General features: G+C 71.8%; 15 protein-coding genes. All 15 read right to left on the bottom strand.

The annotated features are described in order from the left end of the window. Nucleotides 1-21: 21 nt before the first annotated feature. The 15 genes from ASF25_RS23320 to bchM all read right to left on the bottom strand — a co-directional run bounded on the left by ASF25_RS23320 (nucleotide 22) and on the right by bchM (nucleotide 14,323). A complete protein-coding gene (locus ASF25_RS23320; protein WP_200918887.1) occupies nucleotides 22-174 on the bottom strand; it encodes a hypothetical protein in 153 nt (50 codons plus the stop codon). Beyond that, the gene (locus ASF25_RS20605; protein WP_056306614.1) at nucleotides 171-1,316 is read right to left on the bottom strand and encodes a phytoene/squalene synthase family protein; all 1,146 of its coding nucleotides are present in this window, start codon (nucleotides 1,314-1,316) and stop codon (nucleotides 171-173) included. The genes ASF25_RS23320 and ASF25_RS20605 overlap by 4 nt, the downstream gene beginning before the upstream one ends. Beyond that, entirely contained in the window at nucleotides 1,297-2,823 is a 1,527-nt protein-coding gene (locus ASF25_RS20610) for a phytoene desaturase (protein WP_056306615.1), read from the bottom strand. Before ASF25_RS20610 ends, ASF25_RS20605 begins: the two co-directional genes overlap by 20 nt. Before the next feature lie 44 nt (nucleotides 2,824-2,867). Beyond that, the gene (bchO, locus tag ASF25_RS20615) at nucleotides 2,868-3,764 is read right to left on the bottom strand and encodes an alpha/beta fold hydrolase BchO (protein WP_056306616.1); all 897 of its coding nucleotides are present in this window, start codon (nucleotides 3,762-3,764) and stop codon (nucleotides 2,868-2,870) included. A 10-nt stretch (nucleotides 3,765-3,774) separates the two neighbouring features. Beyond that, nucleotides 3,775-5,481: a magnesium chelatase subunit D gene (locus tag ASF25_RS20620; RefSeq protein WP_056306617.1), complete on the bottom strand. Its 1,707-nt coding sequence runs from the start codon at nucleotides 5,479-5,481 to the stop codon at nucleotides 3,775-3,777. Beyond that, nucleotides 5,478-6,629 (bottom strand): magnesium chelatase ATPase subunit I, encoded by a 1,152-nt coding sequence (bchI, locus tag ASF25_RS20625; RefSeq protein WP_082483845.1) that lies wholly within the window; start codon nucleotides 6,627-6,629, stop codon nucleotides 5,478-5,480. Before bchI ends, ASF25_RS20620 begins: the two co-directional genes overlap by 4 nt. Before the next feature lie 63 nt (nucleotides 6,630-6,692). Further along, nucleotides 6,693-7,910 (bottom strand): 5-aminolevulinate synthase, encoded by a 1,218-nt coding sequence (gene hemA / locus ASF25_RS20630; RefSeq protein WP_056267292.1) that lies wholly within the window; start codon nucleotides 7,908-7,910, stop codon nucleotides 6,693-6,695. Between the two features lie 69 nt (nucleotides 7,911-7,979). Further along, nucleotides 7,980-8,843, bottom strand: a complete 864-nt coding sequence (puhE, locus tag ASF25_RS20635; protein WP_082502998.1) for a putative photosynthetic complex assembly protein PuhE — start codon at nucleotides 8,841-8,843, stop codon at nucleotides 7,980-7,982. Between the two features lie 4 nt (nucleotides 8,844-8,847). Beyond that, complete coding sequence (acsF, locus tag ASF25_RS20640) at nucleotides 8,848-9,903, bottom strand: magnesium-protoporphyrin IX monomethyl ester (oxidative) cyclase (protein WP_280137371.1); 1,056 nt, start codon at nucleotides 9,901-9,903, stop codon at nucleotides 8,848-8,850. A gap of 23 nt (nucleotides 9,904-9,926) precedes the next feature. Beyond that, a complete protein-coding gene (locus tag ASF25_RS20645) occupies nucleotides 9,927-10,229 on the bottom strand; it encodes a hypothetical protein (protein ID WP_056306618.1) in 303 nt (100 codons plus the stop codon). Next, nucleotides 10,226-10,690 (bottom strand): photosynthetic complex assembly protein PuhC, encoded by a 465-nt coding sequence (puhC, locus tag ASF25_RS20650; protein WP_244473119.1) that lies wholly within the window; start codon nucleotides 10,688-10,690, stop codon nucleotides 10,226-10,228. The genes ASF25_RS20645 and puhC overlap by 4 nt, the downstream gene beginning before the upstream one ends. Nucleotides 10,691-10,702: 12 nt before the next feature. Beyond that, nucleotides 10,703-11,380, bottom strand: coding sequence for a photosynthetic complex putative assembly protein PuhB (gene puhB / locus ASF25_RS20655; RefSeq protein ID WP_056168779.1), 678 nt, complete (start codon nucleotides 11,378-11,380; stop codon nucleotides 10,703-10,705). Beyond that, nucleotides 11,377-12,153, bottom strand: a complete 777-nt coding sequence (gene puhA, locus ASF25_RS20660) for a photosynthetic reaction center subunit H (protein WP_056168782.1) — start codon at nucleotides 12,151-12,153, stop codon at nucleotides 11,377-11,379. The genes puhB and puhA overlap by 4 nt, the downstream gene beginning before the upstream one ends. Nucleotides 12,154-12,170: 17 nt before the next feature. Beyond that, a complete protein-coding gene (locus tag ASF25_RS20665; RefSeq protein ID WP_056306620.1) occupies nucleotides 12,171-13,610 on the bottom strand; it encodes a BCD family MFS transporter in 1,440 nt (479 codons plus the stop codon). Then, entirely contained in the window at nucleotides 13,607-14,323 is a 717-nt protein-coding gene (bchM, locus tag ASF25_RS20670) for a magnesium protoporphyrin IX methyltransferase (protein ID WP_056306621.1), read from the bottom strand. The genes ASF25_RS20665 and bchM overlap by 4 nt, the downstream gene beginning before the upstream one ends. Nucleotides 14,324-14,333: the final 10 nt, after the last annotated feature.

A 14,333-nucleotide genomic window follows, 5' to 3' on the forward strand; every position in this document is an offset into this window, starting at 1 on the left:
CCGACGGATGGTCGGTCGCGTTCACGAATCGCCGGCCTCGGCCTTCGCGCGGGCGGCCGCCTCCCGGTCGCGGCGGATGCCGCGCTTGAGCGCCACGAGCTGCCAGAGGGCGAGACCGAGCGCCAGGCCGAACACGAGGCCGATGTCGAGGGCGGCGAAGAACGGGTCGCTCACGGGACGGCGTGCGAGGACCCCTCGGGCGCGAAGGCGGATCCCGCAAAGGTCTCGCGCTCGCGCAGGGTCTCGACGAGGTCGAGGACCCGGGCCATCTGGCCGGGCACGTCCCACCAGGCCGGACCGGCGGGCACCGGCTGTGCGGCCACGGCCGCGACGAGGAACGCGACCTCGGCCAGGGGCGGCGCATGGCGATCCTGCGCGGGCGCGAAGGTGGGCGTCAGGGTGGCGCGGGCCAGGAGCGCCGCCTTGCGCCGGCCATCGACGCGAGCCCGGGTGGTCACCGGATCGAGGTCCTGGCGCTCCAACTCCCGTCCGATCTCGGCGTAGATGAGCCGGGCCGCGCGGATCGCCGGCCGGCAGGCGCGCGGCAGGCCGGAGAGGCCCGCTTCCGAGCGGATGTAGAGGAGGTCCGCCGCCGCGAGCAGCCGGGCGACGACGCCCGCCAGGGCCGGGCTCGGGTGCGGGTCGGTCAGGAAGGCCTCCGGCTCGATCCCGGCTTCTCTCAGCCAGTCGACGGGCAGGTAGAGCCGGCCCGCACGGGCATCCTCGCCGACGTCGCGGGCGATATTGGTGAACTGCATGGCGATTCCGAGGTCGCAGGCCCGGGCGAGGACGGCCGGATCGCGTGACCCCATGATCAGGGTCATCATCACGCCGACGCTGGCGGCGACCCGGGCGGCGTAGGCGGTGAGGTCGGAGAGCGTCGCGTAGCGCCGGCCCTCCCCATCCCAGGCCAGCCCCTCGATGAGCGCCATGGGCAGGGCCTGCGGGATGGCGTGGGCGACGACGAGGTCGGCGAGCGCCCGGTCGGCGGGGGCGTCGGCGGGGCGCCCGTCATAGGCGCGGGTCAGGCGGGCGGACAGGCGGGCCGCGGCCGCTGTCCGGGCGACGGGCGCCACGTCGTCGACGGCGTCGTCGGACAGGCGGCAGAACGCGTAGAGCCCGTAGGCCGGGCGCCGGACATGGGCCGGCAGAAGGGCGGAGGCGGCAAAGAAGCTGCGCGAGCCCGCCCGGATCGCGTTCCGGCACGCGGCCCGGTCGGCGGCGTCGGCGTGCGGCGTCGCCCAGAGGGGCGGCCTGTCGGGCTCGGGGGTTGCCCAGAAGGACGGCCTGACGGCCTCAGGCGAAGACGCGCGCATCCGGCACCACGGAATCGAGGACTCGGGCAGAGGAGAGGACGCCGGGCAGTCCGGCGCCCGGATGGGTGCCGGCCCCGACGAGGTAGAGGTTGCGCACGTTCTCGGACGCATTGTGCGGCCGGAACCACGCCGATTGCGTCAGCACGGGTTCGAGGCCGAAGCCGGATCCGCGATAGCTCAGGAAATCGCTGGCGAAGTCGTTGGGGGTCGTGACTTTCGACGTAACGAGGCTCTCGGAGAGCCCCGGCATCACCGTGGCTTCCAGATGCCGCGCGATGGCCTCCCGGTAGGGTTCGGCGAGCGCCGCCCAATCCTGGCCGCCGTCTAGGTTCGGCACCGGCGACAGCACGTAGAACGCGTCGTGTCCGGGCGGGGCCAGCATCGGGTCGGTGGCGGTGGGCCGATGCAGGTAGAGGCTGAAATCCTTCGCCAGACGCTTCTTGGTGAAGATGTCCTCGATGAGGCCGCGATAGCGCGGGCCCATCAGGATGGTGTGGTGGGCGACATCGGGAAATTTCTTGCTGGTGCCGAAGTACCAGACGAACAGGCCCATGGAGGAATGCGCGCGCCCGAGGCGCCGGGCATTCCAGCGTTTGGCGGTGCCGCCGAGCAAAGTCCCGTAGGTGAAGGCCGAATCGGCGTTCGACACCACGATCTCGGCCGGGATCGCTTCGCCATTCGCCAGGGTGACGCCCGTGGCTTTTCCACCCGCCACGGTGATGCGGGCGACGTCGGCGCCGCAGCGTAGCGCCCCGCCCTGCCCCCAGATGAGGTCGCATAGGCCGTCGACGAGGCGTCCGGTGCCGCCCATGGCGAAGTGGACGCCCCAGCGCCGCTCGAGATGGGCGATGAGGCAGTAGATCGCGCTCGCCCGGAACGGGCTTCCGCCGATGAGCAGCGGGTGGAAGGAGAAGATCGTCCGCAGGCGCTCGTCGCGGATGTAGCTGGCGACGAGGTCGTAGACCGAGCGGTGACCACCGAGGCGCAGCAGGCTCGGCATGATCCGCAGCATGTCGGTGACCGACGAGAACGGCACGTGGCCGAGTTCCTCGAACCCGACCCGGCAGATCGCCTCGGAGCGGGCCATGAAGGCCTCGTATCCGGCGACATCGGCGGATGAGAACTTCGCGACTTCGGCCCGCATGGCGGCGATGTCGCCGCTGTAGTCGAAGGTGGCGCCGTCGTCGAAGCGGATGCGGTAGAACGGCCGCATGGGCACGAGCGTCACATCGTCGTCCATGCGCCGGCCGCACAGGCGCCACAGCTCCTCGAACAGGAACGGCGCCGTGACGATGGTCGGGCCGGCGTCGAAGGTGAATCCGTCCTGGCGGTGGACGCGGGCGCGACCGCCGGGCTGCTCCAGGCGCTCCAGCACCGTGACCCGGTAACCCCGGGCGCCGAGGCGGATCGCCGCCGCCAGACCGCCGAAGCCGGAGCCGATCACCACCGCGTGGGCGCGCGGATCGGAGCTCGTCACAGGGTTCGGCATGTCGGCGAGTGTCAACATAAGGTGACACTAATCCGCGTCCGCGACGGGACGCAAGCGCTGTTTTACGCCTCTGCCGCGGCCCGTGCCGGGCTGAGCTGGCGGATGATCCCGGCGACCGCCGCGGGCGCCTCCTCGTGGGCGAGGTGGCCGAGGTTGCGCAGCAATTCGACCCGCGCATGGGGCAGGCGCTTCTGCAGGGCGAAGGCGGTGTCGGGCGAGATCGCCCGGTCGTCGCCGCCCACCACCAGGGTCGTCGGCACGGTGAGCCGGGTGATGGCGCGGTCCAGCGCCGCCAGATCCCAGTTCGCCATCATGCCGAGTGCTCCGGCGACGTGGCCGGGGCAGCGGAACAGGCGCCGATAGAGATCGAGCCCCCCGGCATCGAGACGCGAGCCGGTGCCGCGGATGAGGCGCTCCACCGCCGGGCGGTCGGCGGTCCAGGCGAAGATTCGCGGCGTCACCGAATTGAGGAACAGCATCCGGGCGAGACTCGGGAACAGCACGGATGCGAGGCCGGGAAACGGCGTCAACGCCCCGTTGAGGGCGACGAGGTGGCGGGGGGCGAGGCCGTCGAGGCAGAGCCGGACGAGGAGCGCGGCGCCGGCAGAGTGGCCGACCATCACCTCCGGGACCACCCCGAGGGCGGAGAGGAGATCACGGATCGCCGCCGCCATGCCGGGCAGGGACAGGCGGTTCGCGGGCAGCGGATCGGTGAAGGCGTGGCCGGGGAGATCCGGCGCCACGACGAAGAAATCCTGCGCCAGCAGGGGAGCGAGGCCGCGCCACGAATGGGTGGCCGCGCCGGTGCCGTGCAGGAGCAGGAGCACCGGAGCAGCGGCGTCGCCGAAGGTCTGGACGTGCCAGGTCAGGCCAGAGGCTTCGACGAAACGGCTGGCCTCGCGGTGGGGCCAATCCGCGCCTTCGCGCTCCCAGGCGGGTCGATCGCTCGGCGCGGACATGATCGCTCCCTCAGGTCGCCGCCCGGATGGCGGCACGCATCGCCCCCGCATCGGCGTAGGGCAAGGGGAGATAGCGCGCACCCATGGCCTCGGCGATGCGGCGGGCGGTGTCCTGCGGCCGGGCCGCCGTGTCGATGAGGATGGCGCGGACCCCGTCGGCCCGCAGGGCCGTGGCTGCCGCGAGGGCGTCGGCGCCTGCCTGCGTACGGCCGGCCGCACCCGCGCGCGTGATGTTGGCGCGTCCGTCCGTGAGCACCACCACCACCGGCGTTCCCCCGCCCCGGTGCACGCTCCGGGCGAGTGCCGCCGCTGCATCGAGGCCCGCAGCCAGCGGCGTGCCCCCGCCTCCGGGCAGCGCGCTCAAACCCCGCCGCGCCCGCGCCAGGGCGCGGGTGGGTGGTAGGATCAACTCGGCCCCGAGCCCGCGAAACGCCAGGACGGCGACGCGGTCCCGGCGGGTATAGGCTTCGGCCAGGAGCAGCTCCACGGCGCCCTTGGCCTCGGCGAGGCGTTCGAGGGCGGCCGAACCCGAGGCATCGACGGCGAAGATCGTCGTGGTCTGCGTGCGCTGGACGAAGCGCGTGACGCGTAGATCCTCCGGGCGGATCCGGATGCCCTGGGGCTCGCCCGCCGTCCGGCGCAAACGCTGCCAGGGTGCGGCGGCGCGCAAGGTGTCGACGAGGGAGAGGCGTCCCTGGCGCGGATCGCCGGCGCGCGCGCCCAGGGGCCGTCCGGCGCGCGGCGACGCGGCGGCGGCCCCCGCTTTGCCGGCCCGCGGTTGGCGCGGGCGTGCTCCCGCCGCGATGAGCCCGGCGAGAAGATCGCGCGGAAGGGCGCTGCGCGCGGCCTCGACCATGCGCTGGTCGAGGGAGGCGGAGGTCTCCTCGTGCTCGGTGGGGGTATCCGGTTCGGGCGTGGTCTCCTCCCGCGCGGACTCCTCGGGCACGGCGGCCTCGGGCGTCGGTTCGGCTGTGGGCATCCGCGTCGCCCTCGGGCCGAGGACGAGGCGTGCGGCCCGGATCGTATCGTTCTCGCCCGGAACCGCACGCCCCTCGAGACGGGCGAGCAGCCGCGCGACCCGGGCGGCCAGGAGCGGCCCGCGGAGCGACACCACCCCGAGGGCGTCGGCGGCCCGGCACAGGGCGCCGAGAACGTCCTCTGCCCCCGGATCGGACGCTTCGGCGTGGGACGGGTCGTCCACCGGGACCGCATCGCGCCAGGGGACGTCCGTGAGATCGATGTGCAGGGCGAGGCGGTCGGCCAGGGCGTCCGGCACGGCCTCGTCGTCGCCCTGACCCTCATCGAGAAGGATCACCCCGAGGCGTGCCGGGTGGCATCGTCCGAGGCCGTCGCGCTCCACCCGTACGGTGCCGGTGTCGAGGATCGCGGCGAGACGGGCCGCCTGCCCGGGTGACAGGCGTTCGGCCATGGGAACGACGAGGAGGCCGCCATCGGTCTCGGCCAGAAGCCCGGTCTCCGCCACGGGACGTCCAGCCGCGAGGGTGGCGGGAAGGTCGAGGCCGCCGAGCAGGCGCGCATCGGTGATGCTGCCGGGCATCCGCCTCATCGGCCTGTCGCTCGGAAGGGCTACGCGCAGGGCTGCGAGCCAGGCCTCGCGTACGGGGCCCGCGCCGGCACGCACGACCACGCCGCCGACCCCGTGTGGATCGGCCGCCGCGAGGCGCGCCACCAGCACCGCGTCGGCCCAGGTGGTCACGGGGCGAAAACCTCCGCCACGGCCCGGGTGACGCGGGCGGTGGACCCGGATTCGTCGAGCGGATTGCGGCGCAGGCGATGGCGCAGGGCCGCCGGGGCGATGCGGGCGAGGTGATCGACGCCGACGGTGTCGGCCGCCTCCAGGGCCGCGAGCGCCCGGGCCGTGCGCATGAGGGTGAGTTCGCCCCGCAGTCCGTCGGTCCCGAGTGCGAGGCAGAGCCGGGCGGCCGCCTCCAGGGTGGCGTCGGGCACGGTGAGCGACGGCAGGTGCGCGCGGGCGCGGGTGAGGGTCTCGCGGATCGCCGCGTCGGCCCCGGCATGGGCGGCGCAGAACGCCTCCGGATCGCGCTCGTAGGCGTCGCGGCGACGCACCACGTCGATGCGGGTCGGCAGGTCCGTCGGCGTCGTCACCTCGACGGCGAGGCCGAAGCGGTCGAGGAGCTGCGGGCGCAACTCGCCCTCCTCCGGGTTGCCGCTGCCCACCAGCACGAAGCGGGCGGGATGGCGGATGCTCAGGCCCTCGCGCTCCACGGTGTTGATCCCCGACGCCGCGACATCGAGGAGGAGGTCGACGAGGTGATCGTCGAGGAGATTGACCTCGTCGATGTAGAGGAAGCCCCGGTTGGCCCGCGCCAGCAACCCCGGCTCGAACGCCTTCTGCCCGTGGGCGAGCGCCCGTTCGAGGTCGAGGGCGCCCACCACCCGGTCCTCGGTGGCGCCGAGCGGCAGGTCCACCACCGGCACCGGGACGGTGTGGACCTTCAGGCCGCCGGCGTGGTCGCGGCAGAGGTGGCACAGATCGCCCGGCCGTGCGGGATCGCAGGCATAGGGGCACCCGGCCACCGCCCGCATGGGCGGCAGGAGGGCGGCGAGCCCCCGGATCGCCGTGGATTTGCCCGTGCCGCGATCGCCGAAGACGAGGACGCCGCCGACGGACGGGTCCACGGCCGCGATGAGGAGCGCCTGGCGCATCTCGTCCTGGCCGACGATGGCCGAGAACGGGAAGCTCGGGGCCGGCGCGTACGGCGCCGTGTCCGGACGCGCCGGCTTCGCCCGTCCCGCCGCCCGGATCACGCCGGTCTCAGCGTTCGGGGGTGCGACGGAGGCCGGTTCACGATGCACCGCGTGGGTCGATCCGTTGACGATCATGGGGCCGATTTCACCTTGTCTCGACGCGTCGTTCGCATCTCCCCGTGTGATGGGGAGCAGGGTCTACTCGGCTGCCGCGCGCTCGACGCCCATCCGGCCCCAGATGGTGCTGAGCGCATTCACCAGGTGGTCGATGTCGGCATCCGTGTGGAGCGGGGACGGGGTGATGCGCAGGCGCTCTGTGCCGCGCGGGACCGTGGGATAGTTGATCGGCTGGACGTAGATGCCGAACGTGTCGAGCAGGGTGTCGCTGATCGCCTTGCACAGCACGGGGTCGCAGACCATCACCGGCACGATGTGGCTGTCGTTGGGCAGGTACGGGATGCCGGCCGCGTCGAGGCGCGCGCGGACGGTGGCGACCCGCTCCTGATGCCGGGTACGCTCCGATCCACTGGCCTTGAGGTGACGGATGCTAGCCGCCGCGCCCGCCGCCACGGCGGGCGGCAGCGAGGTGGTGAAGATGAAACCCGAGGCGAAGCTGCGGACGAAATCGCAGAGCTTGGCCGAGGCGGTGATGTAGCCGCCATGCACCGCGAACGCCTTGCCCAGCGTCCCCTCGATGACGTCGAGGCGGTGGGCGAGGCCGTCGCGCTCGGAGATGCCGCCGCCGCGTTGCCCGTAGAGGCCGACCGCGTGGACCTCGTCGAGGTAGGTGAGCGCGCCGTGGGCTTCCGCCACGTCGCAGATCTCCGCGATGGGGGCGATGTCGCCGTCCATGGAGTAGACGGACTCGAAGGCCACGAGCTTCGGGCGGGAGGGGTCGACCAGACGCAGCTTGCGGTCGAGATCCTCCGGGTCGTTGTGGCGGAAGATGTGGCGCTCGGCGCGGCTCGCCTTGATGCCCTCGATCATCGAGGCGTGATTCTCGGCGTCGGAAAACACCGCGCAGTTCGGGAGCTTGCCCGCGAGGGTGCCGAGCGCCGCCCAGTTGGAGACGTAGCCGGAGGTGAACAGGAGCGCGGCCTCCTTGCCGTGGAGGTCGGCGAGCTCCTGCTCCAGCAGCACGTGATAATGGTTGGTGCCCGAGATGTTGCGGGTGCCGCCGGCCCCGGCGCCGCAGCGGTCGAGGGCCTCGTGCATGGCATCGAGCACAACCGGGTGCTGGCCCATGCCGAGATAGTCGTTGGAGCACCACACGGTGACCGGGCGGGTGCCGCCGGGGGTGTGATGCGTGGCGTGGGGGAAGCGGCCGTTGTGCCGCTCCAGGTCCGTGAACACCCGGTAGCGGCCCTCGCGGTGGAGGCCGTCGAGTTCGGCGGCGAAGAAGTTTTCGTAGTTCATGGCCTGTCCCCTTCCCGTTCTCTGCAGTGGTCTTTGCCCGTTCTTGTGGCGAAGGTCGCGAGGCGACGCTCAGCCGACGGTTTCGTGCGCCTCCCGGCTCCGGGCCGTGAGGGGTGGCGTAGCGACCGCGCCGTAATCCGCCCCACCGCCCATGGGGGCTGCGCGCGGGGCGGCGTTCTTCCCCGGCAGGCTCCACTGCCACAGGGCGGCCGAGGGCAGCGGCAGCATGAGGAAGCCGTGCTCCAGGGTGGCGAGTGCCATGAGCGTCGTGACGACGGTGAAGCCGACGAGCTCGTGGGCGCCGATGCCCTCCCCCAGGGCGGCGGCGGCCAGCCAGAGGGTGCCGGACGCGGCCGCCGCGACGGAAAGCGGGAACAGCGGGTTCATCGCCCGGTTGCGCAGGAAGCCGGCGAGATAGGCGAGGTGGGCGGGCAGGAACTCGGCGTTGAGGTTGCGCACGCCGAGAAACATGTTGAGCCGGGCCGAGAGGTTCATGGCCGCCAGGATGAGGTAGGTCCACAGCGCGAAGAGGTTGGGGCCGCCCCAGGTCAGCCACAGGATCGCCAGGCCGCCGGCGATGATGGCGACCTCGTGCCAGAGGCTGGTGGCCAGCGCCGCCCGGAAGCGGGCGAACCCGCGTGCGCCCGGTGGGCACGCCACCGTGCGTGGCCCGGAGACGAAGCCCATGTAGTAGCTCATCTCCTGCCAGCCCCAGACCAGCAGCGCGCCGGTGAAGGCGGTGTAGGCCCCCGCTTCGGTGGTGTCCGCCGCGCTGGTGCCGATGGCCCACAGGGCTCCGGCGAGCACCAGGGTGCCGCCCGCCATGCTCCAGGGATGGGTGGAGCGCGGGCGGTGATCGAGCAGGATGATGAGCCCGGTGGAGAACCACCAGATCACCACCGCGTAGAGGGCGGGGACGGCGTAGGCGGCCATCGCCCTACCAGACCGGCTCGAGGCGGATTTCGGCCGGCATCGGATTGTCGAGGGTCGGCAGTGCGTAGAGCCGGGCGAAGTTCACCGCCGAGGCCGCGATCCAGGCGCCGTGCTTGAGCTTGCCCATCAGTCCGCCCTGCGCCTTGGCGTCGGCGATCCCGTTGGAGCAGGCGAGCAGCCGGTCGAGGGCACGTTTGAACTTCGGGTTCTCGAGATCGAGGGTGAGCGGGAAGGTCTGCTTCGAGATCTCCGAGGTGATGCGGAACACCTTGAAATCGTAATCGGTCGGATCGACGCCGAGCGCCTTGTGGAAGGCCGGGCGGCAATGGTCGCGCACATACATGGTCGCGAACACGGCGAGCAGGAAGAACTTGATCCAGTAGCGGTTCACGCCCGTGGTCAACTTCGGGTTGGCGCGCATCAGCAGCGCGAAGGCTTCGCCGTGGCGGAACTCGTCGTTGCACCACTTCTCGAACCACTTGAAGATCGGGTGGAAGCGCCGCTCGGGATGGCGCTCCAATTCGCGAAAAATGGTGATGTAGCGGGCGTAGCCGATCTTCTCGGAGAGGTAGGTGGCGTAGAAGATGAATTTTGGGCGAAAGAAAGTGTATTTCTTGGACTTGGTCAGGAAGCCCAGGTCTACGCCGATACCGAAGTCCTTCAGCACGTCGTTGATGAACCCGGCGTGGCGGGCCTCGTCGCGGCTCATGAAGCCGAACAGTTCGCGGATATCGGGGTTCTTGGCGCGCTTCCGCATCTCCGCGTAGAGCACGCAGCCGGAAAACTCGGCGGTGATGGACGACACGAGGAAGTCCATGAACTCCTTGCGCAGCTCCGGGTCGAGGCCAGACATGTCGGCGTCGAAATCGGAATTGCGGGTGAAGTGGCGCTTGTTCGGGTCGTCGCGCAACTCGGCGATGAGCTTGTCCCAGTCCGCGCGCACGGGCTCGACGTCGGTGCGGTCGAGTTCCTCGAAGTCCGTGGTGTAGAAGCGCGGCGACAGGAAGGTGGTCTCGTGCGCGGCCTTGGTGCCCTCATTCATGGGCAGCTTGGGCTTCACGGTCTGGTGCTGGATCGAGACGGTCACAGGCGCCTCCTCTCGGAAAAGCTGACTTCGTAGAGTTCGGTGAGTTCGAGGTGTCCGGCGAGCTTGGTCCAGAGCCGCTCAAGGCGCCCGGCCCGGATCACCGTGGCGGTGCGGCGGACCCTGAGACGCTCGCCGTAGGGGACGCTCACGGGGGAATCGTGGACGAGGACCTCGTCGCCGGGCTCGATGTCGAAGTCGGCGTCGAGGGTCACGTGGGCATGGAGGCTCTCGGGCGTCTGCTCGATCTCCACGGTACAGGGCACCTCGACGGTGCGGCGGCCGTTCAGCCAGGCGATCATCGGGGGGCTCCGGGCTCGGGCAGCAGGCGGGCGAACGCGACGAAGTTCGACGGACCGAAGGCGCCGAGATTGACCGCGCGGCCGGTGAGCTCGTCGTCGAGGGCAAGGCTGCCGTCGTCGAAATGGGTGAGGCGGAACGGTGCCTCACGGCCGAACCCGGCACGCAGGCGAGCCTGGCCGAAGCCCCTCAGGGTGGCGCGCATGAAGTTGTCCTGGCCCGGCTCCACGGTGGCGACGAGGGTGCCCTTCACCGCGTCGCGCAGGAGGATCGCCCCGTCCGCCCGGTCCTCGGCGGTCAGGCGCAGGGTACGGACGGGCTGTGCCGGGGGCATTCGCGTCAGGCCGACCCCTTCGTGCCGGGCGATGCCGATGGTCCCGAGGGCGAAGACGAGGAGAAGGCCGGCGCCGACGGGGAACCAGCTCGCTCGGCCCATGGGGGCGTTCAGAGTGCGTCCACTCACGGGATGGCTCCTTCAGCTGGCGGTGGCGAGACGGGGGCCGCGGGCGCGGGGCCGGATCACCGGGTTGGCGGCCTCCTCTTCGACCTCCCGGGCCGCCGCGAGGGCGCGGGCGAGGATGGCCGAGACATCGGCCGCGTCGGGCACCGAGCGCATCATCGGCTCGGGGGCCGTCACGTGCCACGGTCGGGCATGGGGCCAGAGGTGGAGATAGGCGATGCGGTTGCCGGGCTTCACCCGCAGGGCGAGGTCGCCGGTGCCGTCGGAGAAGTGCCGGCAGCCGGCGCCGTCCACGAGGCCGAAGGGCAGGTTCAGGGTCATGGGCAGGGCGATGCCGACCCGCATCACCACCCGGCGGTTGGTGATGGTGTAGGTGGTCGAGCGCGCCGAGAGCCAGCCGAGGAGGCCGAGGAGCGCCACGGCGCCGGTGCCGATGGCGAGCGTCGGCCCGGCGGCGATCGCGGCCTCGACGAGCCGGCCCTCCGCCGCGAGGGGGACGGCCGCCCAGAGGGCCAATCCGAAAAACCACAGGGCCACGAGGCGGATGTGCAGGGCGCGCAGTCCGATGGCGAGGCCGCCGGGGCGGCCCTGCCAGAGGATGTGTTCGCCGGCGGGCAGCGGGGCAGGCAGGCCGGGCGGCGCGTCGAAGCGGTTGGCGGGGACGCCGTGGGTCTGGCTGAGGGCTCGGGTCACAGGAAGGCCTCCTGTCGTCCGGGGGTCGCGTAGAGGGTGCCGGCACCGAAGAAGGCCATGATCCGCTCCTCCTCGTAAAGGGTCACCGAATCCGGGTCCCTGTGGGCGGGGATGTCGGCGAACTGGTGGGCCAGCAGCGCCTCGGTCTTCACGGTGCGCGAGAAGCGGCCCGTGCGGCAGAAGGTGTTGGGCATCAGCACGCGCCGACCGCCGGCACCGAGTTCCACCTCGTAGTAGCGCACCATGGATTCTCCCCGATCGACCCAGAGGTCGGAGACGGTGCCGGCGGGTTGCCGGTCGGCGCCGAACACGGTCATGCCGATGGGGTTGGGGCCGTCCTCGTGGACGACGAAATGCTCGGCCACCCGCAGGGGAACGATCCGCTTGTCGCCGTCCCAGGTGCGGTCGTGGGAATCGTCTCGGTCGGCGAACGAGCCGGGGCCGATCTGGTCGTGCAGACCGTCGGTGTCGGGCTCCAGGGGGGCGCCCGGCCAGACCTCGTGCTTGTGGCCGCGGTAGTTCCAGGTGTTGGGACCCTCGTGCGGCGGAGCGGTCTTCACCTCGCCGTTGGAGAGGTGGAAGAATTTCGGCGTCGGGATCAGGATGGGGTCCGGGGTGGCGCGCCGGCCCGGCAGCCCCTCGGCCTCCAGGGGGTAGCCCTCGCGCCGATCCTCGCGGCGCAGGTAGAAGATCAGGCCGGCGAAGAAGATCCAGAACGCGTAGAGGACCACCTGCGCGACGTCGACATAGCCCGTGATTTCACCTCTGCCCATGACGTGTCTCCCGGTTCTCAAGCTGACGGGTTGGGTAGGGCGACGGGCGAGGCGGAACGCCCCGCGCGGCGCCGGGTGGCGGGGTCGCGCACCAGGGGGCCGATGGCGACGAGGGTCGCGAACAGCAGCGCGATCTCGAGGTGGTAGACCATGAGATAGCCGGTGGAGGGCTGGTTCATCCCCTCCCCCAGGGCGCCGGAGGTGGCGAGGTACGAACCGAGATCGCGCAGGATGCCGCTCGCCGCGATGGCGACACCGGCGGCACTCGCCTGCACGGCGCCCCAGGCGCCGAGCGCCAGCCCCGTCTCCTCCGGGCCCGCCTTGGCCATCGAGGCCGTGAGGGTGCCGTGGGCGAACAGGCCGCCGCCGAGGCCGATGAGGGTGACGCCCAGCGCGAAGAGGGGAATGGAGTTCAGGGGAGCGGCGAAGATCACGGCGGAGAAGGCGAGGATACCGGTGCCGGCGCCCGCCGCCGCCACCCGGAACGCGTCGCCGCCCCGGCCGAGCCAGCGTGCGGCCAGCAGCAGGCCGAGGCCGCCGCCGGCCGCCAGCATCGCGGTGAGCGCCGTGGTCGCCGCCACCGGCAGGTGGAGGATCTGCCCGCCATAGGGCTCCAGCAGGATGTCCTGCATGGAGAAGGCGGCGGTGCCGAGCCCCGTGGCGACGAGGCGCCGGCGGGCGAGGCCGTTGTTGGCGTAGGCCGCCCAGGATTGCGAGAAGGTCTGGCGCGGCGCGCGCTTGTCGGTGCGCGACGGATCGCGCGCCTCCTGCTTCCACAGGGCGATGCCATTGAGCACGATGGTGACGACGGCCGCGCCCTGGATCACCTTGATGAGGCGGAGCGCCGAGAAATCGGCGAGCAGCAAGCCGAACACCACGGCGCTGACCAGCATGCCGAGGAGGAGCATCACGCAGAGCAGCGCCACCACCTTCGGGCGGACATGGGCGGGCGCGAGGTCGGTGGCCAGCGCCAGGCCCACGGTCTGGGTGGTGTGGAGGCCGGCGCCGACGAGGACGAAAGCCAGGGCGGCCGCCACATGGCCCGGCCAAGTCGGCCCGGTGGTGTCGCCCGACAGGATGAGGAGGGCGAACGGCATGATGGCGAGCCCGCCGAACTGCAGCAGGGTGCCGAACCAGATGTAGGGCACCCGACGCCAGCCGAGCACCGAGCGGTGGGTGTCGGAGCGGAAGCCCACCAGCGCCCGGAACGGGGCGAAGACCAGGGGCAGCGACAGCATCACGGCGACGATCCAGGCCGGCACTTCGAGCTCGACGATCATCACCCGGTTGAGGGTGCCGATGAGGAGCACGGCGGCCATGCCGACGGTGACCTGGAACAGGGCCAGACGCAGCAGGCGCCCCATGGGCAGCTCGACGGTGGCCGCATCCGCGAACGGCAGGATGCTGGGTCCGAGCTTCATGAAGCCCCGGGCCATGGTCTCGCCGAGGCGGGTCATGGCGTCCCCCTCCCCGGCGACGTGCGGGTCAGCTCGAAGGCCTGCGACAGGTAGAAGCCGCTGTTGACCCGGTGCGTCCGGGCGAGCCCGAATCCGGAGAGCACCGGTTCTGCGGCGACCCGGCGGCGCAGGGTCTTCTCCGCCACCGGCACGATGGCGGGCGCCCGGTCGGCGCGGGGAAAGGCGCGGCCGGCCCAGTGCATGAGGGTGAGCAGCGGCGTGCGCGGGGCCACGGTGAACACCACGGAGCCGTCGGTGCGCAGGGACAGTTCGGCGAGCGCCCGGACGATGTCGGGGGTGGCGTAGTGGATCAGGGAATCCATCGCCACGACGTGGTCGAAGCGGCCGAGCCAGGGATCGAGCATATCGCCGACGCGAAAGTCGATGCGGGCGGCTTCGGGGACTTCGGCGAGGCGCTCGCGGGCGAGGCCGACGAGGGTCGGCGAGACGTCGATGGCCACCACCTCGGCGCCGCGGCGCGCCGCCTCGATGCTGAGCGCTCCGGTGCCGCAGCCGGCGTCGAGGACGCGCCGGCCGGTGAGGTCTTCCGGCAGCCAGGACAGGAGGTTCGCCCGCATGGCGTCGCGCCCGGCCCGCACGGTGGCGCGGATCTTCGACACCGGCGCGTCGGAGGTGAGGCGCGCCCAGGCGTCGACGGCGGTGCGGTCGAAGTAGGTGGTGAGCTGCGAGCGGCGGGTCGCGTAGCTGGTCATGGCGCGCCCT

Source organism: Methylobacterium sp. Leaf100 (assembly GCF_001422845.1).
Lineage (GTDB): Bacteria > Pseudomonadota > Alphaproteobacteria > Rhizobiales > Beijerinckiaceae > Methylobacterium.